The organism is Streptococcus sp. STR1/CE/0325 (genome assembly GCF_055386095.1).
Map to the genome: position 1 here is coordinate 1,697,575 of NZ_AP045018.1, position 25,248 is coordinate 1,722,822.

At 45.8% G+C, this 25,248-nt stretch carries 12 protein-coding genes; 1 reads left to right on the forward strand and 11 read right to left on the reverse strand.

Annotation, left to right across the window (positions count from 1 at the left end; all coding sequences use genetic code 11):
• Positions 1–79 precede the first annotated feature (79 nt).
• The 10 genes from ACZ49W_RS08220 to ACZ49W_RS08265 form a co-directional block, all read right to left on the reverse strand.
• Positions 80–739, reverse strand: a complete 660-nt coding sequence (locus ACZ49W_RS08220; RefSeq protein ID WP_464814800.1) for a CPBP family intramembrane glutamic endopeptidase — start codon at positions 737–739, stop codon at positions 80–82.
• A gap of 63 nt (positions 740–802) precedes the next feature.
• On the reverse strand, positions 803–1,993 hold the full coding sequence (locus ACZ49W_RS08225; RefSeq protein WP_464814801.1) for an acetate kinase: 1,191 nt from the start codon (positions 1,991–1,993) through the stop codon (positions 803–805).
• Between the two features lie 59 nt (positions 1,994–2,052).
• Positions 2,053–3,012 carry a class I SAM-dependent methyltransferase gene (locus tag ACZ49W_RS08230; protein WP_464814802.1) on the reverse strand — a complete coding sequence of 320 codons (960 nt, stop codon included), beginning with the start codon at positions 3,010–3,012 and terminating at the stop codon, positions 2,053–2,055.
• Positions 3,013–3,087: 75 nt separating this feature from the next.
• A complete protein-coding gene (locus ACZ49W_RS08235) occupies positions 3,088–4,023 on the reverse strand; it encodes an ATP-binding cassette domain-containing protein (protein WP_464814803.1) in 936 nt (311 codons plus the stop codon).
• Positions 4,020–5,084, reverse strand: coding sequence for an ABC transporter ATP-binding protein (locus tag ACZ49W_RS08240; protein ID WP_464814804.1), 1,065 nt, complete (start codon positions 5,082–5,084; stop codon positions 4,020–4,022). The genes ACZ49W_RS08235 and ACZ49W_RS08240 overlap by 4 nt, the downstream gene beginning before the upstream one ends.
• A gap of 10 nt (positions 5,085–5,094) precedes the next feature.
• Positions 5,095–6,021: an oligopeptide ABC transporter permease OppC gene (gene oppC / locus ACZ49W_RS08245; RefSeq protein ID WP_464814805.1), complete on the reverse strand. Its 927-nt coding sequence runs from the start codon at positions 6,019–6,021 to the stop codon at positions 5,095–5,097.
• A complete protein-coding gene (locus ACZ49W_RS08250; protein WP_464814806.1) occupies positions 6,021–7,517 on the reverse strand; it encodes an ABC transporter permease in 1,497 nt (498 codons plus the stop codon). Before ACZ49W_RS08250 ends, oppC begins: the two co-directional genes overlap by 1 nt.
• 63 nt (positions 7,518–7,580) lie before the next feature.
• Positions 7,581–9,554, reverse strand: a complete 1,974-nt coding sequence (locus ACZ49W_RS08255) for a peptide ABC transporter substrate-binding protein (protein WP_464814807.1) — start codon at positions 9,552–9,554, stop codon at positions 7,581–7,583.
• Between the two features lie 233 nt (positions 9,555–9,787).
• Positions 9,788–11,773: a peptide ABC transporter substrate-binding protein gene (locus ACZ49W_RS08260; RefSeq protein ID WP_464814808.1), complete on the reverse strand. Its 1,986-nt coding sequence runs from the start codon at positions 11,771–11,773 to the stop codon at positions 9,788–9,790.
• A gap of 221 nt (positions 11,774–11,994) precedes the next feature.
• Entirely contained in the window at positions 11,995–13,983 is a 1,989-nt protein-coding gene (locus tag ACZ49W_RS08265; protein WP_464814809.1) for a peptide ABC transporter substrate-binding protein, read from the reverse strand.
• Positions 13,984–14,176: 193 nt separating this feature from the next.
• Between ACZ49W_RS08265 and pbp3 the strand changes: the two genes are divergently transcribed.
• Positions 14,177–15,415, forward strand: coding sequence for a D-alanyl-D-alanine carboxypeptidase PBP3 (gene pbp3 / locus ACZ49W_RS08270; protein ID WP_464814810.1), 1,239 nt, complete (start codon positions 14,177–14,179; stop codon positions 15,413–15,415).
• Positions 15,416–15,802: 387 nt separating this feature from the next.
• On the opposite strand, the gene ACZ49W_RS08275 is transcribed toward pbp3, so the two are convergent.
• Positions 15,803–25,201 (reverse strand): ZmpA/ZmpB/ZmpC family metallo-endopeptidase, encoded by a 9,399-nt coding sequence (locus ACZ49W_RS08275; protein ID WP_464814811.1) that lies wholly within the window; start codon positions 25,199–25,201, stop codon positions 15,803–15,805.
• Between the last annotated feature and the right edge of the window lie 47 nt (positions 25,202–25,248).

Consider the following 25,248-nt stretch of genomic DNA (forward strand, 5'->3'; position numbering starts at 1 on the left):
TCACAAAACTCCTTTTTGAAAATTATACCAAATATCAACAAAAAAGAAAACCCCTTGTTTTGAAAACAAGGGATTTCGCTCAAGAAAAATACAAGGCGATAAACATGAGTATGGTCGAAATAGCATTATTGAGGATATGAAGGCCGAGATTGAGGGCAAAGCGGTCATACCGATAATAAATAAAAGACAAGACGCTTCCCATTCCAAAATAAATCACAAAGCTCCCCAAGTCACTCGGACTATGGCCCCAAGCAAAAAGCAAAGTCCCAAGAACAAAGCCAAACTTTTCTGCCCCCTTAAAGATTCCTTTGGGAATCAGATCACGGAAAACCAGCTCCTCAACCAAAGGCCCTGTCACCACCAAGGGAAAAGAGAAAGCCCATGCCGGCAATAGCCTAAAGGCTGCCTCCAGCTCTGCTTGATTTTCTGTATCCGTTTTTCCACTAAAACTTAATAGCCATTGCCCAATCATCGTAATCAGGGTGATAACGAGATAGCCGAGTAAAATCCGTTTCCAATCTTGTTTGCTCAATCGATAAGGACTAGCAATCAAGTCGCTCTCTCGCAAATACCAAATAACCAAGGCTGCAATCAAGAGATTTAAAAGAAATCCCAAGGCGGCTAGAGGGAAGGTCATCTGTATCTGTAAGGCTTGAAAAGCCATAAAATAGCCCAGTCCGACCATCTCTAGTAAAAAGAAACCAAAAGCAAGCCCCAGAGCCTTCAACCGTTGAATCATATCGTTTCTCCTTTAGCAAAAAAGAGAAGGCAAAAACGTCTTCTCTTTGTATTTTATATCAAATTAACCTTTCAAGCGCTCAACGTCACGCGCAATTACCAACTCTTCATCGGTTGGGATAACCAAAATCTTGACACGTGAGTTTGGTCCTGAAATGTCACCAGCAAAGCCAAAGACGTTCTTTTCTGGATCGACTTCCATACCAAACCAGCTCATGCCTTCAATCACATCACGGCGCATCATCCAGCCATTTTCACCCATCCCTGCTGTAAAGACAAGGGCATCTGCTCCGTTGAGGACAGCTAGGTATTGACCGATAAATTTCTTGATGCGATCGACAAACATATTGTAGGCAAGGGTCGCTGTTTCATGACCTTCTTCCATAGCATTTTCAATGTCACGCATATCGCTAGAAAGGGCAGAAACCCCTGCGATACCAGATTCTTTATTGAGGACATTGACCACATCAGCCGCATCCTTTAACTCAGGAACATTGGCCACCAAGTAAGGGATGATCGCTGGGTCGATGTCACCTGAACGGGTTCCCATCATCGGACCAGCTAGCGGTGTAAAGCCCATTGACGTGTCAATAGACTGACCGTGCAGGTTGGCAGTAATCGAAACACCATTCCCGATGTGCGCGGTGATGATCTTGAGTTCTTCAATCGGACGACCCAAGAGTTTGGCAGCTTCATGAGCCACGTAGTAGTGGCTGGTTCCGTGCGCGCCGTATTTACGCACCTTGTAGTCGGTATAGTATTTGTCCGCAATTGGATAGCGGTAAGCCACTTCTGGCATGGTGGTGTGAAAGGCTGTATCAAAGACAGCAACACTGATAATGTCTGGGAGCAATTCCTTGAAAGCACGGATACCAGCAGCATTGGCTGGGTTATGAAGAGGTGCGAGCGAAGACAATTCCTCGATTTGCTCTAACACCTTGTCATCGATGACAACGGATTCTTTAAAGATTTCACCACCTGCAACCACACGGTGTCCCACACCTGTAATCTCATCGTAGCTCTCAATGATGTGAAGGCGAATCAAATCATCCAAGACCACTTTCACGGCTTCGACGTGGTCAGCAATATCAAGGATTTGTTTTTCTTTTTTCCCGTCAAACTTAACGGTTGAAATCGAGTCTTTCAGACCAATCCGCTCGATAATTCCTTGGGCGAGGACGGTTTCTTCTGGCATTTGGTAAAGTTGCCATTTCAAGCTAGAACTTCCTGCATTGATCGCGATTGTTTTTGACATGTCATGCTCCTTCTTCTGTAATCGTTTTCGTGTTACCTTTTCATTATATCACAAAAAACCTAGAAAGTGGGGATTTGGGACCGCCATTTTTTAAATTCTTGCATAAACTGGGTCAGCGCTTCTGGGCTTCTCACATCCTGCAAAGGATAGACAAAGGTCTGGGTATCCTTTGGCCAGTCTTTTCCAAGGATAAAGATGGTCTTAGCATTGCTCACATGCCCAAATAAGGTTTCTGGGAGGCTAATAAGCCCTAAAATCTGAGCATGGTCCTTCAACCAATCCTTGAGAAGAGGACTTTGAGGACTGCTTAAAAGACTAGTCGGGGCCAAAAAGAGGGCAAAACCGTGTGGCTTTAAGTATTTAAAGGCCTGCTCCATTAAGAGATGGTGGGCATAGGTGTGTTCCTCTGATGAAAAGACCTGATAGCGCTTTGCAATGTCATCTTGGGGATAGTAACCCACAGGCAGGTCACCAATGATGACATCGCTCTCCTTTAAAATCTGAGGGCGCACCGCATCCTCTTGGACAAAAGCAGCTTTTGAGCCCATAACATCTGAGATACTAGCAGACAAGTCAATCAGCAAATCATCTACCTCAAGTCCTAGATAATGAAGCTTAGTGGTGCTATTATTGAGAAGCGTTTGAGCGAGGTTGCCTGTTCCGCTACCCACTTCAAGGACGTCTAGTTCTTTTTTGTGACTCAAAGTTTCCATCAAAAACAAGAGGATAAAGCCAATACTATCTGGTGTCAACTGATGATTGGCCTGAAGGGGCTCGACTTGGTTTAACTTCATGAGGACAAACTGAAAAGCACGTCGCCACTCTTCTTGACTCAGGTTGAGGGCATGCAAACGTTGATTGTTGGCTTGAATGGTGGGATTGTCACTCTCTTCCTCGCCTAGATAAAGGGCATTCTGCTCGATGAGGGCATCGTAGGCATGGGTGGTGAGATCATTTTCTAGCAGTTGGACATTTTCTAAGATGAGACCATAAGCGGTCTCAATGGTTTCAAAATTCATGATTTCCTCCTTTTTTCTATGATAACAAAAAAGGAAAGGAGAGAAAACCCCCTTTCACCTTTTCTATGGATTGGTTTAAGCTTTTTTAGCTTGTTCTTCCCTGTAACGCGCCATCTCAGCTTGGTTTCCCCAAACAAAGTGACCCGGTTTAATCTCTACCATCTCTGGTTTATCGACACTGTAATCATGCTCTTCTGGATGATAGACGATTAGCTCTTTTTGGCGCTCCAAAATCGGATCTGGAATCGGTACTGCTGAAAGCAGGGATTTGGTATAAGGGTGGATCGGATTTTGGAAGAGTTCTTCCGTTTCTGCCACCTCAACGATGACCCCTTTGTAAATCACGGCAATACGGTCTGAGATAAAGCGCACAACAGACAAGTCATGGGCGATAAAGAGATAGGTCAAGCCCTTTTCTTTCTGGAATTTCTTAAGCAGATTGAGGACCTGCGCTCGAACAGATACGTCAAGGGCTGAGATAGGTTCATCTGCGATAATAAACTCAGGCTCCATAACCAAAGCACGGGCAATTCCGATCCGCTGGCGTTGACCACCTGAAAACTCATGGGGATAACGGCTCAAATGTTCGCTCAAGAGCCCAACTTCAGTCATCATCTTTTTCACTTTTTCTTGACGGTCTGCTTCATCCTTATAAAGATGGAAGTTATAGAGACCTTCTGAGATAATGTAGTCAACAGTCGCCCGGTCATTAAGACTAGCAGCAGGATCTTGGAAGATCATCTGAATCTTACGAATCAACTCCTGCTCTTCGCTCTTACTTTTCTTGCCATTGATGACCTTGCCATCAAAGACAATCTCACCGCCACTGGTGTCATTGAGACCGATAATGGCCCGACCAATGGTGGTCTTACCTGACCCTGACTCTCCAACCAAGGAGAAGGTTTCACCACGATTGATAAAGAAGTTGGCGTTTTTGACAGCGACAAACTTCTTTTTTCCTTCACCGAAGGAAATTTCTAGGTCTTTGATTTCAACTAATTTATCTGTCATTTTCCTCCTCCGAAACCGTGCTTATGAGAAATCTTCTCATGGAGATTTTGAATCATACTTGGCTTTTCAACTGCCGGTGCTTCTGGGTGCAAGAGCCATGTCTTAGCCCAGTGGATGTCGTTGACTTGAAAACGTGGAACGTCTTCTTCAAAGTCAATAGCCATAGCATATTGAGACCGTGGAGCAAAGGCATCTCCCTTGATTTTTTTGTAAAGAGATGGTGGTGTTCCAGGAATAGAGAAGAGTACCCCATCATGGTCAGCCAACTGCGGCAAACTAGAGAGCAAACTCCAAGTATAGGGGTGACGAGGGTCATAAAAGATGTCCTCAACCGTACCGTACTCGATGATGTCTCCGGCATACATGACCGCCACCTTATCCGCGATACTTGCCACCACACCCAAATCGTGGGTGATAAAGATAGTGGTGAACTTGTACTCTTCTTGCAAAGTCTTAAAGAGGTCGATAATCTGCGCCTGAATGGTCACATCAAGTGCCGTCGTCGGCTCATCACAGATGAGGATATCCGGCTTACATGCAAGGGCAATGGCAATAACAATCCGCTGTCTCATTCCACCAGAATATTGGAAAGGATAGTCATTAAAACGTTTTTCAGCTTCTGGAATCCCCACCTTTTTCATGTAGTCAATAGCGAGTTCCTTGGCTTCTTCCTTGCTCTTGCCTTGGTGTTTGGTGATGACTTCTGTAATCTGACTCCCGATGGTTTTGATGGGGTCTAGACTGGTCATAGGGTCTTGAAAGATCGTGGCAATCTTCTTACCACGGATAGCTTCCCAACCCTTATTGTCCTTAATCTGAGTCAAGTCTTGACCGCGATAATCCACACTACCAGCTGCCACCCGACCGTTACTTTCTAGCATACCTGTAAAGACCTTGGTCAAAACGGATTTCCCAGAACCAGACTCTCCTACGAGCGCTAGGACTTCCCCTTCATAGAAATCAAGGGAGATTCCACGAATAGCCGTCAAGACACGGTCACGCACATCAAATTCGACCACCACGTCTTTGGCGCTTAATATTACATTTTTTTGATCTGTCATATAGTAGCTCCTATCTATGTGAACGTGGGTCGCTGGCATCAGATAAGTTTTGTCCAACGATATAGAGTGGTAATGACACCAAAATCAAAACGGTCAATGGAATCCAGAACAAATAAGCATTGGTCGTTAAGTTTGAAGAATAATCCGAAATCAAACGACCAAGACTTGGCTCAGTGACTGGAAGACCTAGTCCAAAGAAGGATAGGAACGCCTCATAAGAGATGTAGCTTGGTAACATCTGAGAAACGGTCGTCACAATGACAGACACTAACTGTGGCAAGAGGTTTTTAGTCACCATTTTAAAGGTTGGTGTTCCGAGTGTCCGACTGGCCAAGTTGTACTCCAAATCCCGATAACGAAGGACTTGAATCCGAATGGAGTAGGCAATACCTAGCCAACCGGTCAAACAAAAGGCCAAAATCAAGTTCCAAAAACCAGCTCCAAGAGAGTAGGTCAAGATGATGATGATGAGCATATCTGGTACGTTTGAGATAACATTATAGACCTCAATCATGAATTTGTCAAAGGTCTTTGAAATCCCCCAGAAACCACCAACAATAACACCAATCACAGTATTGATAACCGTCGCAATAACCGAAATCAAAATGGAGTTTCTAGCCCCGTACCAGACCCCATCAAAGAGGGACTGACCGTTTTTATCCGTACCAAACCAGTACTGAGCATTAGGTGAGATATAGCGTCTTGAAAAGTCATTGATGCCACTGACATCGTTAAAGTCATAGTGGGCAAACAAAGGATACACAAAGCTCATCACGATAATGGTAATCAAGATGCCCAGCATAATGATACTGGACTTTTTAGACAAAAACTGTCTAAAGACAGATCGCCAATAAGAGTAAGCTGGGGCATCAATTGCTTCGGAGGCATAGGTATCCAAAGCAACAAATTCAAATTTCTTTTTATCGATTGTTGACATTATTTGCCTCCTTTTCCTGCAAGTTTAATCCGTGGGTCAATCACTGTCATCAAGAGATCCCCGATGAGAAGAGAAAGAATAGAAAGAACGGTAAAGATAAAGGTCAACCCAACAACCATTGAGTTATTGGCTGCCTTAATGGAGTCAATCAACATCTTACCCATACCAGGGAAAGCAAAGATGGTTTCAGTTAGGGTTGCTCCAGTGATAGCAAGGAGAATAGAACCTGGAATCCCTGAAACAATCGGTACCATAGCATTTTTAAACAAGTGATGACGAGAGATTTCTACTTCAGAAAGACCTTTTGCCCGTGCAAAGCGCACATAATCACTACCTTGTTGGTCCACCAAATACCGTCTGAACCAAACCACAATCCGAGGAACAGATAAAATTCCTAAAATCAAGGCTGGTAGGACGTAGGATGACGGACTAGATGCCCCAAGTAGTGGGAAGGAATCTGGCAATCCAAATAAGGAAGATCCGATATAGCGGATGATATAAATGGTCGCCACACTTGGAAGAGCAAGCATAAAGGTGATGCTAGCAGTAGAGAGGGTATCAAACCAACCGTCCTTGTAGCGTGCCATCAGCATACCAAGCGGCAATCCGATGATGTAAGAGATAATCACCCCGATGACCCCAATCACAAAGGAGTTGGAAATCATAGATGGATCAGCATAGTTATTGAGGGTATTGGTATAAGGGTCATTGCCAAAGTTAGCCTTATCTCTACTGTCTGCATTTTTAGGTGACTTGTAGGTTCTGGTGTAGATGTTAATCGGTGAAGACTTGGTCACACCAGTTGGGAAGGTCACATCCTTAGAAATCGTTCGCCCTTGTCCTTGGGTGATGACCTGTAACACCGGAATATTGGCATAAGTTGGGTAAGATGTTCCAAGATTGAAAGTCACAATATTTTGGTGAATATAAGGGAACTCACCATTGAAGTAGATCAAGTATTTATGTTCTGTACCAGATCCAGTCAAGGCCCATCCGACAGACTTGTCGTTTTCAAAACGCACATAGCGCTCCAATTTAGGATTACTGCTATCATGAATGCGCCAAGGGTGATCAATCACAATCAAATTGGCATAGAATTTATAAACCCGCTCATACAGAGGAATTTCTCTGGTCGCGTAAAATTCTTTGTTTTCAAATCGGTGCAAGGTCCAGCCATTACCAATAGATTTGATATAGTCTTTATAGATTTTTTCATTCTTGGCTGTGCCAGCTGTTGTAACAGACTTGTCAAACTTAGCAGCTTTTTCTTGCAATTCTTTGGTATTGTAGTAGTCAATATAGCCCATGCGCTCATAGACCGTGTTTTCATAATTGGCTTTTGAGTCCGGGGTTTTGATCATCTTGTTGTAGTTAGGGTCTTGTTTGAAAATCAAATTTCTAGGCACCATGGTAAAGACAATGGCATAGACCACAGTGGTCACTAAAAAGATGGAAATCAAAGACCGTAGTAAGCGTTCTATGACGTATCGTTTCATACTCTATCCTCAATAAACGAAAAAGGATGTGGGATTTTTACCACACCCCCTTAGCGTTTTTTCTTATTTTTCAACATGATTTGGCAAATCTTTTTCGTAGGCTTCTTCAGCTGCTTTCTTCTCTTTTTCCCACTTCTTCTTAGCGTCTTGGTATTGTTTTTCCGTAACGGCTTTTTCTTGAAGCTCTGTGGTCTTGAGGTAAGACGGCAATCCTGCTGGTCCCTTGTCTCCTGTGAGGGCATAAGCACCTGTGAATGGCACGATACGGCTAAGACGTGGGGCACCTCCACCAGAGTTAATCGGAATAACGATAGAACTATCCGTTAAGAAAGCTTGCGCCTTAGCATAGCCTTCATAACGTTTGGCTAAATCGGTTGATTCGCTACCTGCTTCTTTTAAAAGGTTAGCATAAGTATCAAGACCTACGGCACTATAAGCTGGTGAGCTAGTATCGTCAATACCTAAGGTCTTCAGATTGCTACCATCTGCACCGAAAATATCAAGGTAAGAAGATGGATCCATATAGTCTGGTGTCCAACCTGCAACATTGAAGTCATAGTCAGCTTGGTCCCCTTTTTCAAAGAAGTAGGTCACACGGTTGACATTATCTTCTGTTGTTTTTTGCACATCCACAACAACATTATCTTTACCAAGAACGGTTTCGATGGAATTTTTTAGGGAGTTAGCTTGTTGCACCAGACCATCAGAAGTTTGGACGACTGGCATATCAAGGTGGATTGGGAAGCTCACCCCTTGGGTTTCTAGCTCAGCTTTTGCCTTCGTAAAGGCAGCCTTGGCTTTTTCTGGTTGGTAGAAACCATTTTGACCATCAGCAAGGTTCACGTCTTTCCAAGTATCATTGGTGCTCAACTCATCCTTGACTAAGTCTCCAAAGTTTTTGCCGCCTTCTTGAACGAAAGTTGGTGGCACAAAGAGACTACGAAGGGATTTTTCAGCAGCATCCTTACCATTGATCTGTGCGGTATAAGAAGCACGGTCAATCGCAAAACCAAGTGCCTGACGGAAATCTTTGTTTAGAATCGCTGCTTTGGTATCTGATTTTTGCTTATCGTCCTTCTTAGACGTAAACTCATAAGCCTTACGGTCTAGGTTAAAGTCTAAATACCAAGTGGTAGAATCTTGATCGGCATAAGTCACAGCGTCCTTAAAGTCCTTCATCGCTTCTGTATAACTTGGTTTATTAGGATAGAGACGGGTCGTTGAAAAGACACCATCTTTAAAGTTTTTGAAGTAGCTATCCGCATCAGAACCATCTGAGTAGGTCATCTTGATGCGGTCAATCTTGACCTTGTCGGCATCATAGTAATTCTTGTTTTTCTCAAGCTCAATGACAGATTTTGAAACGATAGACTTGAGGATAAATGGTCCATTGTAAAGGATGTTAGATGGATCCACCTTACCGAAGTCTTTACCTTTGGACTTGAGGAATTCGGCATTGACTGGCGACAAGATACTGTATGTCGTTTTGGAGTTCCAAAATGATTCTGGTTTATTGAGGGTGTATTGTACCGTGTGGTCATCAAGTGCCTTAACACCAACACTTGAAAAGTCTTTGGTGCGTCCTGAAACATAGTCATCCAAGCCCTTGATGGAGTCTTTGACGAGGAACAAAGCATCAGACTGGCTATCTGCTGCATGCTTTAATCCTGTGACAAAATCTTCTGCCTTGACGTCCGCATATTCTTCACCGTCTGAGGTGTACCATTTGGCATCATCACGGAGTTTGTAGGTGTAGGTGAGCCCGTCCTTTGAAACGGTCCAGTCTTTGGCAAGGGCAGGTGCTAGGACACCGTATTTGTCATTAACCATGAGTCCATCAACACCTTGAGTGACGATGTCTTTGGTCGATGATTTATTGCTCTTGAGATAGTCCAAAGTATCTGGATCTCCCGCTGAAACGTAACTGAACACTTTTTCATTTGATTGGCTGGACTTTTGATTGCCACAGGCAGTCAAAACACCAACACTTAAAAGAACAAGACCTGCTGTCAGGTACACTTTTTTCCCTCTTACCATAAGCAATATCCTCCAAAAAGTAATTTGTTCTATTATAACATAAATAATTCTTAAAAAAAAGCGAACAGTAACTAAATTTTTTGAAAATTTTAGGGCGATTAGCTTTCAGAAAACCAAATGCGCCTTGCTTCATTCGAGTTATGTGGCTTCTTTTTTATAAAAAAAGAAGAGACACCTGGCAAAACTAGCCGTGTGTTTCTTCTTATCTATCGTGCAACTCTAACGTTTTCTCACTACTTCTCAATATGGTTGGCCAAATCTTTTTCATATTTGGCATTGGAGGCTTCCTTGTCCTTAAGCCATTTTTGATAAGCCGCTTCATAGTCCTTGGTGGTGACAGGCTTTTCTTGGAGTTCAACCGTTTTGAGATAAGGAACTGAATTTGAACTTCCCTTATCTCCAGTCAAACCATAAGAACCTGAGAATGGTACCACCCGAGTGAGGGTTGGCACCCCACCGAGGGAGTAGTTCGGAATGATGTAAGCTTGATCGCTAAAGTAGGCTTGTGCCTTAGCATAGGCTTGATAGCGTGCTGCTGTGTCTGTTGTTTGTGCAGCAGCTTGTGCTAGTAGGGCATCATATTGGGTCAAGCCAGCCTCCCCAGCTACTGGATTGTTAGAGCCGGCATCGATACCGATGACCTTGGTATTGGCTCCTGTTTGGCTATTAAAGATGTCCAGATAAGTGGATGGATCCATATAGTCTGGTCCCCAGCCTTGTGCGACGGACATATCCCAGTCGTTTTGATCGGCTGTTTCGGCAAAGAAACCAATCTTGTTGTATTCATCTGTGCTGATTTGGTGGATGTCAATGGAGACATTGTCCTTGCCAAGATTTTTCTCGATAGACTCTTTGAGAGAGTTGACCCGCTGCACATTGACTTCGGCAGATTGGTCCACTGCAATATCCAGATGAATAGGGAAGGCAACTCCCTTGGCTGCGAGTTCTTCCTTGGCTTTGGCTAATTTTTCTTTGGCCTTGTCTACCTTGTAAAGACCATCTTGGGCATCATCGAGATTGACATCTGACCAAGTAACGCCATCTAGACTAGCCAGTTCATCCTTGACCATGCTACCGAAAGTCTTGTCCCCTGCTTGCACAAAGGTTGGTGGAACAAAGAGACTACGTAGAGACTTGGTCGCTGCGGCTTCTCCTGCTGATTGGGCATTGTATTTAGTACGATCAAAGGCAAAGGTTAGAGCCTGACGAAAGTCTTTATTTAAAATCGCTGCCTTGGTGTCTGATTTTTGTTTGTCGTCTTTTTTATCCGTATAGTTGTAGGCCTTGCGGTCTAGGTTAAAGCTAGTAAAATAAGTGGACGCGTCCTGTGGCGCATAGATGATGTCATCTTTATAATCCTTTTGAGCGGTCTTGTAGCTTGGCTTATTAGGATAGAGCTGAGCCTTGCTGTAATGTCCGTCCGCAAAATTGCTGTAAAGGCTATTGGGATCAGAACCGTCATAATAGGTCAACTGAACCTTATCGAGCTTCACTTTTTTAGCATCATAGTAATGCTGATTCTTCTCAAATTCAATAGAGGATTTAGATGTAAAGGACTTCAGGATGAAAGGACCATTGTAAAGGATACTAGAAGGATCTACTTTCCCAAAATCCTTGCCCTTTGATTTGAGGAAGTCCGCATTGACCGGTGAGAGGATACCGTAAGTGGTCTTAGAATTCCAAAAGGTTTCTGGCTGATTGAGGGTGTACTGGACGGTGTGGTCATCCAAGGCCTTGATGCCGACACTGGAGAAGTCCTTGTTTTTACCATTGACATAGTCAGCCAACCCCTTGATGGAGTCTTGGACAATGTAAAGACCATCTGCTTGACTATCTGCTGCGTGTTTTAACCCTGTGACAAAGTCCTCTGCCTTGACCTTGGCATACTCTTCACCGTCTGAGGTGTACCACTTCGCATCATCACGGAGCTTATAGGTGTAAGTCAGTCCATCTTTTGAGACCGTCCAGTCCTTGGCTAAGGCACCGACCAAATTGCCGTAGGCATCATTTTCGAGCAAACCATCTACACCTTGACTGGTCAAAATCGAAGTAGTCGTTCGTGAAGCTTTGATGTAGTCCAAGGTGTCTGGATCAGCGGTAAAAACATAGCTAAACGTCTTATCTGACTTAGCCTTTGAGGCATTGTTGGAGCAAGCTGCTAGTGTCAGAGCGCAAAGTGCCACAGCTCCTGCACTAAAGAGATATTTCTTTGATGTCATGAGAATCCTCCCTTTTTTAAAGTGATTTTATTATACCACGTTTCCGTTGATGTGTCAGTATTTTATCGATTTTAAATTTGCAAAATCTTTCAATATCATAAATTATTTGCATTTTGACAGCCAAGCTAGAGAACTTCATGAGAGAATTAGTATAATGATAAATTTTCTCCTGGCTGTTTTTAAAAAAGAGCTTGGGAAATTCCCAAACTCTTTTGATCTTATTATTTGACGTGGCTAGCCAAGTCTTTTTCGTACTTCGCGTTAGACTCTTCTTTTTCTTTGAGCCATTTCTTGTAAGCAGTCTCATATTCTTTTGTAGTAACAGGTTTTTCTTGGAGTTCTGTTAACTTGAGATATGGAAGAGTTGAGTTAGACGTTCCCTTGTTACCTGTTAAGCTGTAGGCTTGGGTAAATGGCACAACACGAGTAAGGGCTGGCACACCGCCACGAGAGTAAGTCGGAATCACATAAGCTTGATCGCTGAGATAAGCTTGGGCTTTGGCGTAGGCTTGGTAACGACTAGAGAGATCTGTTGCTTGAGCAGACGCTTGAGCAAGCAAGTTGTCATACTCTGTTAAGCCTGCTTCTGCAATTGCTGCGCTATCTTTACCGGCATCGATACCGATGGACTTGACGTTGGCACCATTCTTGGTATTAAAGATGTCAAGGTAGCTTGACGGATCGGTATAGTCAGGTCCCCAACCTTGGGCAATCGAGAGATCCCAGTCGTTTTGAGCAGCACTCTCAGCAAAGTAACCAATTTTTTGGTAATCATCGGTGCTCATTTGGTGAACATCAACAATGACATTTTCTTTACCAAGGCTCTTTTCGATCGATTCTTTGAGAGAGTTGACACGCTGTACGATGACTTCAGCCGATTGGTCCACAGGGATATCCAGATGGATTGGGAAGGTAACGCCTTTGGCTGAGAGTTCTTCTTTTGCTTTGGCAAATTTTTCTTTTGCCTTTTCAGCGTTGTAAAGACCGTCTTGAGCGTCCTCTAATTTGACATCAGACCAGGTTGAGCTGTCCAATTGATTGAGTTCTTCCTTGACCATAGTTCCGAAATCCTTGTCTCCAGCCTGTACAAAGGTTGGTGGGACAAAAATATTCCGAAGAGACTTGGTCGCTGCTGCTTCACCAGCGGCTTGGGCATTGTATTTGGTGCGATCCAAAGCAAAAGTAATGGCTTGACGGAAGTCCTTATTGAGGATAGCAGTACGTCCATCTGCTTTTTGTTTATCGTCTTTTTTGTCCGTGTATTTGTAAGCTTTACGATCTAAGTTGAAACTTGCAAAATAAGTTGTGGCATCTTGTGGTCCATAGACGATGTTATCTTTGTAGTCTTTTTCTGCTTTTTTGTAGCCTGGTTTATTTGGATAGAGCTGCGCTTGGGTGTAGTGAGCGTCTGCAAAGTTGTTAAAGAGGCTATCTGGATCAGAACCATCATAGTAAGTGAGTTGGACCTTGTCAATCTTCACCTTGTCAGCATCATAGTAGTTCTTATTCTTTTCAAACTCGATAGAGGATTTAGATGTCATGGACTTGATGATGAATGGTCCATTATAAAGGATGCTAGATGGATCGACCTTACCAAAGTCCTTTCCTTTTGACTTGAGGAAGTCTGCATTGACCGGTGCTAGGACTCCATAAGTGGTCTTAGAGTTCCAGAAAGACTCTGGTTGGTTGAGGGTGTATTGGACAGTGTGGTCATCAAGGGCTTTGACCCCAACACTTGAGAAGTCTTTGTTTTTCCCGCTGATATAGTCTGCCAAGCCTTTGACTGAGTCTTGCACGATATAAAGGGCGTCAGACTGGGTGTCTGCGGCATGCTTGAGACCAGTAACAAAGTCCTGTGCCTTGACATCAGCGTATTCTTCACCGTCTGAAGTGTACCATTTGGCATCATCACGAAGTTTATAAGTATAAGTGAGCCCATCTGGTGAGACGCTCCAATCCTTAGCCAGAGAGCCGACGAGGTTACCGTACTTGTCATTGGCAAGGAGACCATCCACACCTTGAGTGACTAAGCTAGAAGTCGCATCTCTTCCTGTTTTGATGTAGTCAAGTGTGTCTGGGTCAGCAGTGTAAACGTAACTATAAGTCTTGTCTGATTTGCTGCTAGCAGACTTACTATTGCCACAAGCTGCTAGAGCTACTGTGGAAAATAGGAGTGCTCCTGCGGTGTAAATATATTTCTTTGACGTCATTCAATATCCTCCTAACACATATAAAGTGATACCATTATATCATATCTAAGAAAAATAGCTAGTCTTTTTTTGATTTTTTATTTAAAAAATATTTAGGTATTTTCAGATAAAAAGAGGCCAACTTTCTTCCGATCTGATTTTTGTCCGACTTGTGGTATAATGGTACTAATCGTATGCAAAAAAAGGAATCACTATGAAACGAATACTGACAGTTTTTTTGACATTATTGCTCTTTGTGTCCAGCTTTCAGCCCGTTATGGCTAGCGATTTTAAGGTGTCAGCCAAACACGCTATCGCTGTTGAAGCGGGTACAGGAAAAATCCTCTATGAACAGGATGCCAAAACTCCTGCTGGGGTCGCATCTATCACCACCCTTTTGACTGCTTATCTGGTCTATAAGGAGATCAAGGATGGAAAATTAAAATGGACAGATAAGATTTCGATTTCCGACTACCCTTATCAGCTAACGGCTAATCCTTTTGTCACCAACCTCCCCATGGAGAAACGCCGTTACACCACCAAACAGCTCATGGAAGCCATGCTGATTGCTAACGCCAATAGTGCTGCCATTGCCCTAGCAGAAAAAGTCGCAGGCAGCGAATCTAAGTTTGTCACGCAGATGACTCAGCAATTAAAAGACTGGGGCATTACAGACGCCAAACTGGTCAATGCCACTGGTCTCAATCAAAAGATGATTGAAGGAGATGGGACGACTGAACCTCAAAAAGAAGATGAGAATCTCATGTCAGCGAAGGATGTTGCCATCATTGCTAGGCATCTCATCACTGAATTTCCAGAGGTGCTTGATATCACCAGCAAGACCAGTGCGGATTTTGATGGGACAACCATTTCCACTTATAACTACATGCTTTCTGATCAAGTCTTTTTCAGAGAAGGCGTTGATGGTTTAAAAATAGGAACAACTGAACTATCTGGTGCATCATTTGCCGCGACTTCTATCGAGAACGGCATGCGGGTCATCACGGTGGTTCTCAATGCTAAAAATTCTGACGAAAACCCAAACTCACGCTTTGTCGCAACCAATCAACTGCTGGACTATGTGCGGGGGAACTTTGAGCTAACACCAATCATGGAGGCAGAAAAAAACAATAAGGCGGTTCAAATCGCCGTTCCTGATGCCAAAGAAGCAAAGAGTTATGCCGTCACCACCAAGGATTTTAACGTGGTGCAAAAAAAATCAGACAACCTCGGCAACCACCTCAAAATTCAGCCAAAAAAGAACTTGAGAGCCGCCCTTAAAAAGGGAGACCAAATGGGAACGGTCACCTTTAACGATACCGATCTCATCGGAGACGGCTACCTAGACGGACTCCCTCAAGCAGAGGTCGTGGCTAGTCATGAGATCAAGCGTAGCTTCTTTTTGAAGGTCTTTTGGAATCATTTTGTCGATTACGTCAATAAGTATTTGTAACATCATCTAAAAAAAATCCCACGGAATGACATTCCGTGGGATTTTTGGTTTTCCTTAAAGAAACGCATACTGCTGATTTGAGTGACTCTCATCTCGTGTCACTGCGATACTTTTTCGGAGTCCTTTTTACGCCTTTAGTGTCTTAGTAACTGAACCCGTCGCTATTTTCTTCGAGAAAAAGATAAGTGTTCCTCGGAACTCAAGTTCCTTCGTCTCACTTCCTATTTTCTCATCGAAAATTTCTGCTAAAAGCAGAATCGCGCCTTAGTATCTTAGTTAATTGAACTCAGGCTACGGACTGGGCAAAAAAGACTCGTCTGCCTAGAACGCAAGCGTTCAGCGTTAGACTCCCTATTTTTGCCTTGTCCGCTTAACACCTTTAGTATCTTAGTTATAAATCGAACTTCTGAAGTCGTTGGTTTCTTTGAGGTAAGCTCTGTAAATGGCTTCTTTCAGGCTGCGAACAGCAGTTGGTGTTGAGGCTGGTTTTGATTTTTTAGCGGCCGCATCACTGGAGATAGCTGTTTGCATGAGTTTGTTAATCTCATCCTTAGTCGCTTGATAGGTCTTGCCTCCGTAGGTAAAGGTGACTGGCTTGAGCTGGTCGACTTTGTCTAGGCGCTCTTTGTACTGATCTTTCTTGAAGGCTTTGAAATCGGTGTACTTGCCTTGGCTAATCTTCGACAAGATATAGCTTTCGGTAAAGGTTTGGTTTTCTTGTTTGGCTTCTTCCTTGTAACGGTTGGAAGCATAGCCGATAAAGCCATCATATCCATAAGCTCCCAAGACTTCATAAGCCAGACGCTTGAAGCTAAGGGAATCCACTGATCCTTCCTCCGTAGAGGTCAATCCGCTATAGTTAGCGCTAAAGAGAGGCGCTTGGCTATAATTGTTTCGACCGATAAAGGCTGGCTTATGCTCGTTGTTGTTAAAGACGAGAATGCCGTGATCAATCATGTCATCTAGGCTATTGATTTGATTCAATTCCTCTAAGGTGAGTGTCTTGATTTGCGATACCGTACCCGCTGGACCTGCCGAGCTTGAGGCAATCTGGGTATAAAGCGCCATTTGGTCTTCTTTTGGAAGAGCCAAGAGGTTCTGCGCTTCAAGAGCTTCCAAGGTATAGACCACATCTAGCATACTCTTGACATAATTTTGGAGATCTTCCTTGGTTTGATAGCGCTCTGGCGAGAGGGCATACAAGCGATTCTCCGCAAATTTTCCGTCTTCGTGAACTTGGTAGTCAATATGGGTATTGAGGGCGAAGTTCCCGTTATTTGGATTATTAGCCGACTGCAAGAGACCTTGGGCGTAGGCTTCGGCTCCGACGGTATCCCGTCTGCTATATCCACCTAGGTAAACGGTATTATCAAGGTTGTGGGTCATCTCATGGGTGTAAACCGATTCCCCGTAAAGGCTGAGGACATTGTCCACGACAAAGTGTACCAAAGTTCCAGTCGCATAAGCTCCTGAACCATTGCTGGTATAGTATTTCTCAATCGGTCCAAAGAATTCTAGCATGCTAGACGATGCGCCCTCACCAAAGGCTGGCATCCAAGCAGCCTTGCCATTACGCATGATGCGGTAGCCATCCCAGACTGGGATTGGCAGGCGATTTTGATGATAGAGGGCTTCTTTGACCGATGGCTGAGCGACACGGTACCAGAAGTCCACATGGTCACGCTGCACGCCATTGTAATAGTCAATTGTTTTTTTCAAATCCGCCACTTTGGTATCATAAGTTGCCTTATCTGTCTGAGCGAGGCTCATATCGATATAGCGATCGTACATACCAAAAGTCACCGTGTTGATGGTGGTCATGATAAAGACACCTTCTTGGCTCAGGTTAAGGAGCGGCAAGATCATGTGACGGTGAAGCGGTGAATTGAGCAATTCATAAGCTCGGTACTCTAGCTCTGGCGCTGACTTGGACTGGCCTTCTGAGATGTAAGCCTTGGTGGCTGACTTGAACCAAGTATTTTCATCCATCTTGGTAAAGAGAGTCCTGTAAGCGCTGAGGTAGTCTCTAAGTGTCATCTTGCCAGATAGCGGCTCTAGGTAACGGTCATAAGTCGCCAAGTTCTTGTTGGTTCTAAGAACCTCATAACCACCTTGTCCGATATCGGCTAAGAGGGCAAGAGTATCCACCGTAGCCCCCTTGAGGAAACCTGGGTAGAAAGTGGCTAGGTTCTTCACGTTCATCTCACCAAACTGAATGTTGTAGAAACGATTCATGTAAGCAAGACCAAGAAGGATGGCATTGGCATTTTCCTTGAGATACTTGGTGTAGTGGTTGGCAATCGCCCCTTGGGTGAAATCAGCGACACTACTGTGAGAAAGGGCAGCGTCCATGAGTTGCCCCATCTGCTCCTTGGCGGCTGTAAAGGCAGTGTCAAGGTAGAGCTTAGCCACTCGCTCACGTTTTTTCTCTGCTGTCCAAGGTTCGGTCGCTGGTGGATCAACTGGGTAGAAGAGCTTCCACATCTCCTCGGAGTAGAGGTCCGCAGAAGACACATCAGCCTTGGCTTGAGCAATCAAGTTAGTTGGTGTTTTCAACCATTGATCTGGCGTGTAAAGAAGACCTGTTTCGCCCACTTGGTACTCAAAGACGCTGGTATTCTTGTACTCTTCTACTGGTGTCAAGGTTTGGTATTCGACCGTACCGTCTGCATAGTGGAGCATGAGGCGGTTGAGGGTCTTGCCTGACTCATAAAGATCTGCGACGACTTGATTATCCTTCATCGGTACAACCGACAAGAGCTTGGTCGTATAGAGCTTGCTGCTTGGATCCACAAGGTTTCCTTCCTTGACGATGAAGGATTGGTTATAGAACGGCAAGAGCTTGGTCATGTTTTCATAAGCGAGTTTGCGATCGGCTTGATAGTTGCGCACCTGCTCATAATTTAGGCTTGGCGTCTGATCAACCAGACCTGGAAGATTCATCTCAGCAATCTTTTGTGCTGCCACTTCTGGAGTAATCTCGCTTGTCTGAGAGAAATTATCCAATCCAGTGGTCCGATTAGCGATGGTGTAAACGTTGCTAAAGTTTTTAGTAGCATTATTCATCCCAGCGACCTTACCGACGGTAGGGGCTTGGCTAGCCACGATGGCATCCGTCACCTTGGTATTACTATAATAAGCAATCAGACCTGCCATACGTCCGTTGGTATTCTCAAGTCCCATCAAGCTACCCTCGACATAAGCGCTCTGGATGCTACTGCTGTTGATACCTTTTCCGACCAAAAGACCAATATCATTGCTGCCTGGGAAGTCCCCTGTCATGTGAACCACAGCGTGGACACGATTGATATGACTGCCGTCAAGAAGGGCGACTACCCCTCCAGAGTTATGGAAACGTTTTTGACTATTGACGCTGTAAATCTTCAGATTAACATCCAAATCTTTCAAGGTGGACTTGGTAGCCTTGTAAACCACACCACCAAATTCACGATCTAGGGTCAATTTACCTTTGACAGTGAGGTCTTCGACGGTTGTACCCGTGATGGCAGATGCCAGAACCCCTGTTTGTGACTGAGTTGGCATATTGATATTGACATCATCCAATTTGAGGTGTTTGATGGTGGCATTTTTCAGATTACCAAAGAGCGGCTTAGTCAAACCATAGATGGTGTGAACCTTACCGTCATGCTCACCATTGAGGGTTCCGGTGAACTCTTTGGTCAAGTAGGTGGTTCCGTCTTGGCTCGCTAACTCATCTGCGGAGAGATCTGCCCCTAGGGTAAAGGTGCCGCTTGGGTTGGCGTTCATATCCTTGATGAGTTCGCTAAAGGAGGTGTAAACCCCGTTGGTGGCTGGGGCAATCTTGGCAATGTTGAGTTTGTACTCATCGTGGTAGGTGCCGTCTTGACCCTGCTGGATCAAGTCTGCGTGGTGCGCTGTCACCTCGTAATGATCGCCTGCATCACGGATGGCGCTCACAGGAAGGAGAACCTGACGATTGTCAGCTAGAAGGCGAACATAGTAGTCGCTTGGATTACCCGCAGCTGTCAGTCCTGCCACTCGTCGTGCCTGACCTGAAACATCCTGATAAAGACCTGCATCTGTCACTTTTTGGAACTCAATTTGCTTGCGCTCGAGGACAAAAACACGAGGAGGAAGGGTTTCACTGGCTTCTCCCTGACGTGTTTGGTAGGTGTAGCTGGTCTCAAGGGTGTAGTCCTTGTCATAATCCAGTTTTTCTAGGGTCACATCTGACAGTTGATCTCTGCTAAGGGTCTTTTCTAAGACGACTGCTCCCGTTGCCTTATCTTTGACCTGAACCTTCACCTGTCTGAGGTGTTGATCGGCATCCTCAAGTTGATAAGTGACTTTAACCTTAGGCTCATAATTTTCTTGTTTAAGGTCAACAAGAGTCAAGGTTGGCTTGGTCAACTCAAGAATAGTCAGCTGTGCGATTGCCGCCTCTAAGGCCTCTTTGGCAGCTGTGACTCTCGTTTCAGTCGGTTTCACCTGATCGTTCGTCGCTACTGGCTTGGTGGCAAGAAGCGTGTTGGCCGCTGCCAAGGCTTCTTGAGCGGATTGTTTTGCTGCGTTGTAAGCTGCAACGCTGGCTGGGGTCTTGTCGCTGGTGTCAACGGTTGATGTTGACTTGAGGAGTTCGTCTAGCTCCTTGACTGCGACAAGAAGGGCGAGCGGGGCTTCTGGTTGGCTAGTCGTTTCTGGATCGTCCAACTCATGACGTTTGGTTTCAAGAGCTGACTTAGCTTGTTCAAGCGCTTCTTTGGCAGCTGTGACTGCGGTTTCAGTTGATTTCACCGCTTCATCAGAAGCCACTGGTTTCGTAGCAAAAAGGGCGTTGGCTCTTGCCAAGACTTGCTCAGCCGCTTGTTTCGCTACGTTGTAAGCTGCAACACTTTCTGGCGTCTTGTCGCTGGTATCAACGGTTGATGTTGACTTGAGGAGTTCGTCTAGCTCCTTGACTGCGACAAGAAGGGCGAGCGGGGCTTCGGGTTGGCTGGTCATCTCGGAGTCATCCAACTCATGACGTTTGGTTTCGAGCGCTAACTTAGCTTGCTCAAGCGCTTCTTTGGCAGATGTGACTGCGGTTTCACTTGATTTCACCGCTTCATCAGAAGCCACTGGTTTCGTAGCAAGAAGGGCGTTAGCTCTTGCCAAGGCTTGCTCAGCCGCTTGTTTCGCTACGTTGTAAGCATCAACGCTTTCTGGCGTCTTGTCGCTAGTATCGACTGGCGTATGCAACAACTCTTCAAGTTCCTTAACCGCAACTAGAAGTGCAAGCGGCGCTTCGGGTTGGCTCACCGTTGGTGGTTCAGCGTCCGATGTTGACCCCTCTTTCGGGAGCAGACCAATTCGTGCCTCACGCAAGTTAGTCAAGGCATTGCCAACAAGGCTTTCGGCAAGGGCAAGAGCGCTCTCGTCCAAACTATCTAGGTTGGGAGCCATGTTTTCTGCCGTAGACAGAACAGTCTGAGCTGCCGCTTTGGCCGTTTGGTAAGCCTCCACACTATCTGGTGTTTTATCGTCCAAAGTGACTTCCTCACTTGCCAAATCTTGCAAATCTTTCAACATGGCAAGCAAGTTAAGAGGCGCTGTTTTTTGGCTAGTCGTTTCTGGATCGTCCAACTCATGGCGTTTGGTTTCCAGAGCAGACTTGGCTGCTTCAAGGGCTTCTTTGGCAGCTGTCACTGCGGTTTCAGTTGGTTGCACTTGGGCATCAGAAGCTACTGGATTCGTGGCAAGGAAAGCATTCGCTGCACTCAGTGCTTGCTCAGCGGCTTGTTTCGCTGCGTTATAAGCTGCAACGCTGTCTGGGGTCTTATCGCTGATATCAACGGTTGATGTTGACTTGAGGAGTTCGTCTAGCTCCTTGACTGCGACAAGAAGGGCGAGCGGGGCTTCGGGTTGGCTGGTCATCTCGGAGTCATCCAACTCATGACGTTTGGTTTCGAGCGCTAACTTAGCTTGCTCAAGCGCTTCTTTGGCAGATGTGACTGCGGTTTCACTTGATTTCACCGCTTCATCAGAAGCCACTGGTTTCGTAGCAAGAAGGGCGTTAGCTCTTGCCAAGGCTTGCTCAGCCGCTTGTTTCGCTACGTTGTAAGCATCAACGCTTTCTGGCGTCTTGTCGCTAGTATCGACTGGCGTATGCAACAACTCTTCAAGTTCCTTAACCGCAACTAGAAGTGCAAGCGGCGCTTCGGGTTGGCTCACCGTTGGTGGTTCAGCGTCCGATGTTGACCCCTCTTTCGGGAGCAGACCAATTCGTGCCTCACGCAAGTTAGTCAAGGCATTGCCAACAAGGCTTTCGGCAAGGGCAAGAGCGCTCTCGTCCAAACTATCTAGGTTGGGAGCCATGTTTTCTGCCGTAGACAGAACAGTCTGAGCTGCCGCTTTGGCCGTTTGGTAAGCCTCCACACTATCTGGTGTTTTATCGTCCAAAGTGACTTCCTCACTTGCCAAATCTTGCAAATCTTTCAACATGGCAAGCAAGTTAAGAGGCGCTGTTTTTTGGCTAGTCGTTTCTGGATCGTCCAACTCATGGCGTTTGGTTTCCAGAGCAGACTTGGCTGCTTCAAGGGCTTCTTTGGCAGCTGTCACTGCGGTTTCAGTTGGTTGCACTTGGGCATCAGAAGCTACTGGATTCGTGGCAAGGAAAGCATTCGCTGCACTCAGTGCTTGCTCAGCGGCTTGTTTCGCTGCGTTATAAGCTGCAACGCTGTCTGGGGTCTTATCGCTGATATCAACGGTTGATGTTGACTTGAGGAGTTCGTCTAGCTCCTTGACTGCGACAAGAAGGGCGAGCGGGGCTTCGGGTTGGCTGGTCATCTCGGAGTCATCCAACTCATGACGTTTGGTTTCGAGCGCTAACTTAGCTTGCTCAAGCGCTTCTTTGGCAGATGTGACTGCGGTTTCACTTGATTTCACCGCTTCATCAGAAGCCACTGGTTTCGTAGCAAGAAGGGCGTTAGCTCTTGCCAAGGTTTCTTGAGCAACTTGTTTTGCCGATTCATAAGCCGCAACGCTAGCTAGGGTCTTGTCACTAGTATCGACTGGCGTATGCAACAACTCTTCAAGTTCCTTAACCGCAACTAGAAGTGCAAGCGGCGCTTCGGGTTGGCTCACCGTTGGTGGTTCAGCGTCCGATGTTGACCCCTCTTTCGGGAGCAGACCAATTCGTGCCTCACGCAAGTTAGTCAAGGCATTGCCAACAAGGCTTTCGGCAAGGGCAAGAGCGCTCTCGTCCAAACTATCTAGGTTGGGAGCCATGTTTTCTGCCGTAGACAGAACAGTCTGAGCTGCCGCTTTGGCCGTTTGGTAAGCCTCCACACTATCTGGTGTTTTATCGTCCAAAGTGACTTCCTCACTTGCCAAATCTTGCAAATCTTTCAACATGGCAAGCAAGTTAAGAGGCGCTGTTTTTTGGCTAGTCGTTTCTGGATCGTCCAACTCATGACGTTTGGTTTCCAGAGCAGACTTGGCTGCTTCAAGGGCTTCTTTGGCAGCTGTCACTGCGGTTTCAGTTGGTTGCACTTGGGCATCAGAAGCTACTGGATTCGTGGCAAGGAAAGCATTCGCTGCACTCAGTGCTTGCTCGGCAGCTTGTTTTGCCGTATTGTAAGCCTCAACACTAGCTGGCGTCTTATCGTCTAAGGTGACCTCTTCACTTGCCAAATCTTGTAAGTCTTTCAGCATCGCAATCAAATTCAGCGGTGCCACTTTTTGACTAGTCGTTTCTGGATCATCCAACTCATGACGTTTGGTTTCGAGCGCTAACTTAGCTTGCTCAAGCGCTTCTTTGGCAGCCGTGACTAACGTTTCATGGTTCTTCACCGCTTCATCAGATGCCACAGGGTTCGCAGCAAGAAGGGCGTTAGCTCTTGCCAAGGCTTGCTCAGCCGCTTGTTTCGCTACGTTGTAAGCCGCAACACTTTCTGGCGTCTTATCGCTGGTATCAACTGATGTGTTGACCAGTTCCTCTAATTCCTTAACGGCTACAATAAGAGCCAGTGGGGCTTCAGGTTGCGTTTGGGTCACTGGATCAACCAGCTGATGGCGCTTCACCTCCAGCTCTTCTCGAGCTTTGGCTAGGGCTGCGCCCGCCTCCAAAATAGCACTTTCCATTTCGGAAACACGTGCATCTTCTCGATTTGGTAGCATAGCTAAGAGGCTTCTTGCTTGAGAGAGCATAACCTTCGCCTGAGCCTGAGCCAAATCATAGTTTTTAACACTCTCTGGTGTCTTATCTGTAACATCAGCCGACTCTGAAATCTCTAATGCCTGCTCTAACTCCTTGACCGCCACCAACAATTCCAGCGGGGCCTCGGCTTGACTGACTGTTGGAGGAAGATCAGAAACGGTATGCTCCTTTTGAGGAACGACTTCACTTGACGTGTCTCCTTCCGGAGTTGAGGTAATCGGGGTTTCTGGAACTGAAGGAACTTCCTCAACTGGAACGGTTGGGGGGACATCGGGCTGTGTTGGAACGACTTCACTTGACGTGCCTCCTTCCGGAGTTGAGGGAGTCGGAGTTTCTGGAACTGAAGGAACTTCCTCGACTGGAGATGTTGGGGGGACATCGGGCTGTGTCGGAACAACTTCACTTGACGTGCCTCCTTCCGGAGTTGAGGGAGTCGGAGTTTCTGAAACTGACGGAACTTCCTCGACTGGAACGGTTGGGGGGACATCGGGCTGTGTTGGAACAACTTCACTTGACGTCTCACCTTCCGGAGTTGAGATAGTCGGGGTTTCTGGAACTGATGGAACTTCCTCAACTGGAGATATTGGTGTCACTTCAGGGTGCGTCGGAACGACTTCACTTGACGTCTCACCTTCCGGAGTTGAGGGAGTCGGGGTTTCTGGAACTGATGGAACTTCCTCAACTGGAACGGTTGGGGGGACATCGGGCTGTGTTGGAACAACTTCACTTGACGTCTCACCTTCCGGAGTTGAGGGAGTCGGAGTTTCTGGAACTGATGGAACTTCCTCGACTGGAACGGTTGGGGGGACATCGGGGTGCGTTGGAACAACTTCACTTGACGTGCCACCTTCCGTTGATGGGGGAGTTGGGGTTTCCACAACTGACGGGAGATCTTCAACAGTCTCGCTGACTTCTCCTTGGGAGGCATTGGCATTCTCTTGTGTTTGTGTCGGCCCTTGTGCTTGTCCGTTTAGAACAGTATCCAGCACGTCCTTACTCAAAACACTGTAAGGGCGTGGCGTTGTGGTTTCTTTGGTGTTTTCTTCAACAATGTAGCCAACAAAGCGGTACCCTTCAATCTGCACCTTGGTTTCTGGAAGTAGCTCCCCTTTTGTCAACTCAAACGACTTGGCATAAGCTGACAAGATATTGGCTGTAATCGCTTCTGCTTGTGGGAGTAACAAGGCTTGACCAAGCGCAGTCAAAATGAAGGCTTGCGCTAGCCACTTTTTCCTTTTACGACGAAAAGCCAGTCCTACCACCAAAAACGACACACCAGCTCCCCCCAACCATAGGGAAGAATTGAGGTGTAGAGCTGTTTCTGGCAAAGTCTTTTGGATAGGTCGATAAACCATATAATAGGTCGTATCGCCTGTCACCCGATCACTCGGAAGTTGCGTCAAAATCTGCTTCTGCTCTTCCTTGGTCAGCTCTTGCTCAGTGACGTACTGATAACGGATATGGGCTTGGTTGGTTTCACTGTCCGCTAGAGCCCTAGGCCCTGCTTGAAAAGCCAAGAGACCGATTAGGACCGAAGCCACTCCTACGGAGTACTTGCGGATAGAAAACCGCGATCGCTCATCGAGCCAATCTTTTTGAACTTTCATTAACGAATTATTTTTCCTTTTCTATTATTTATTGACAATAACACATA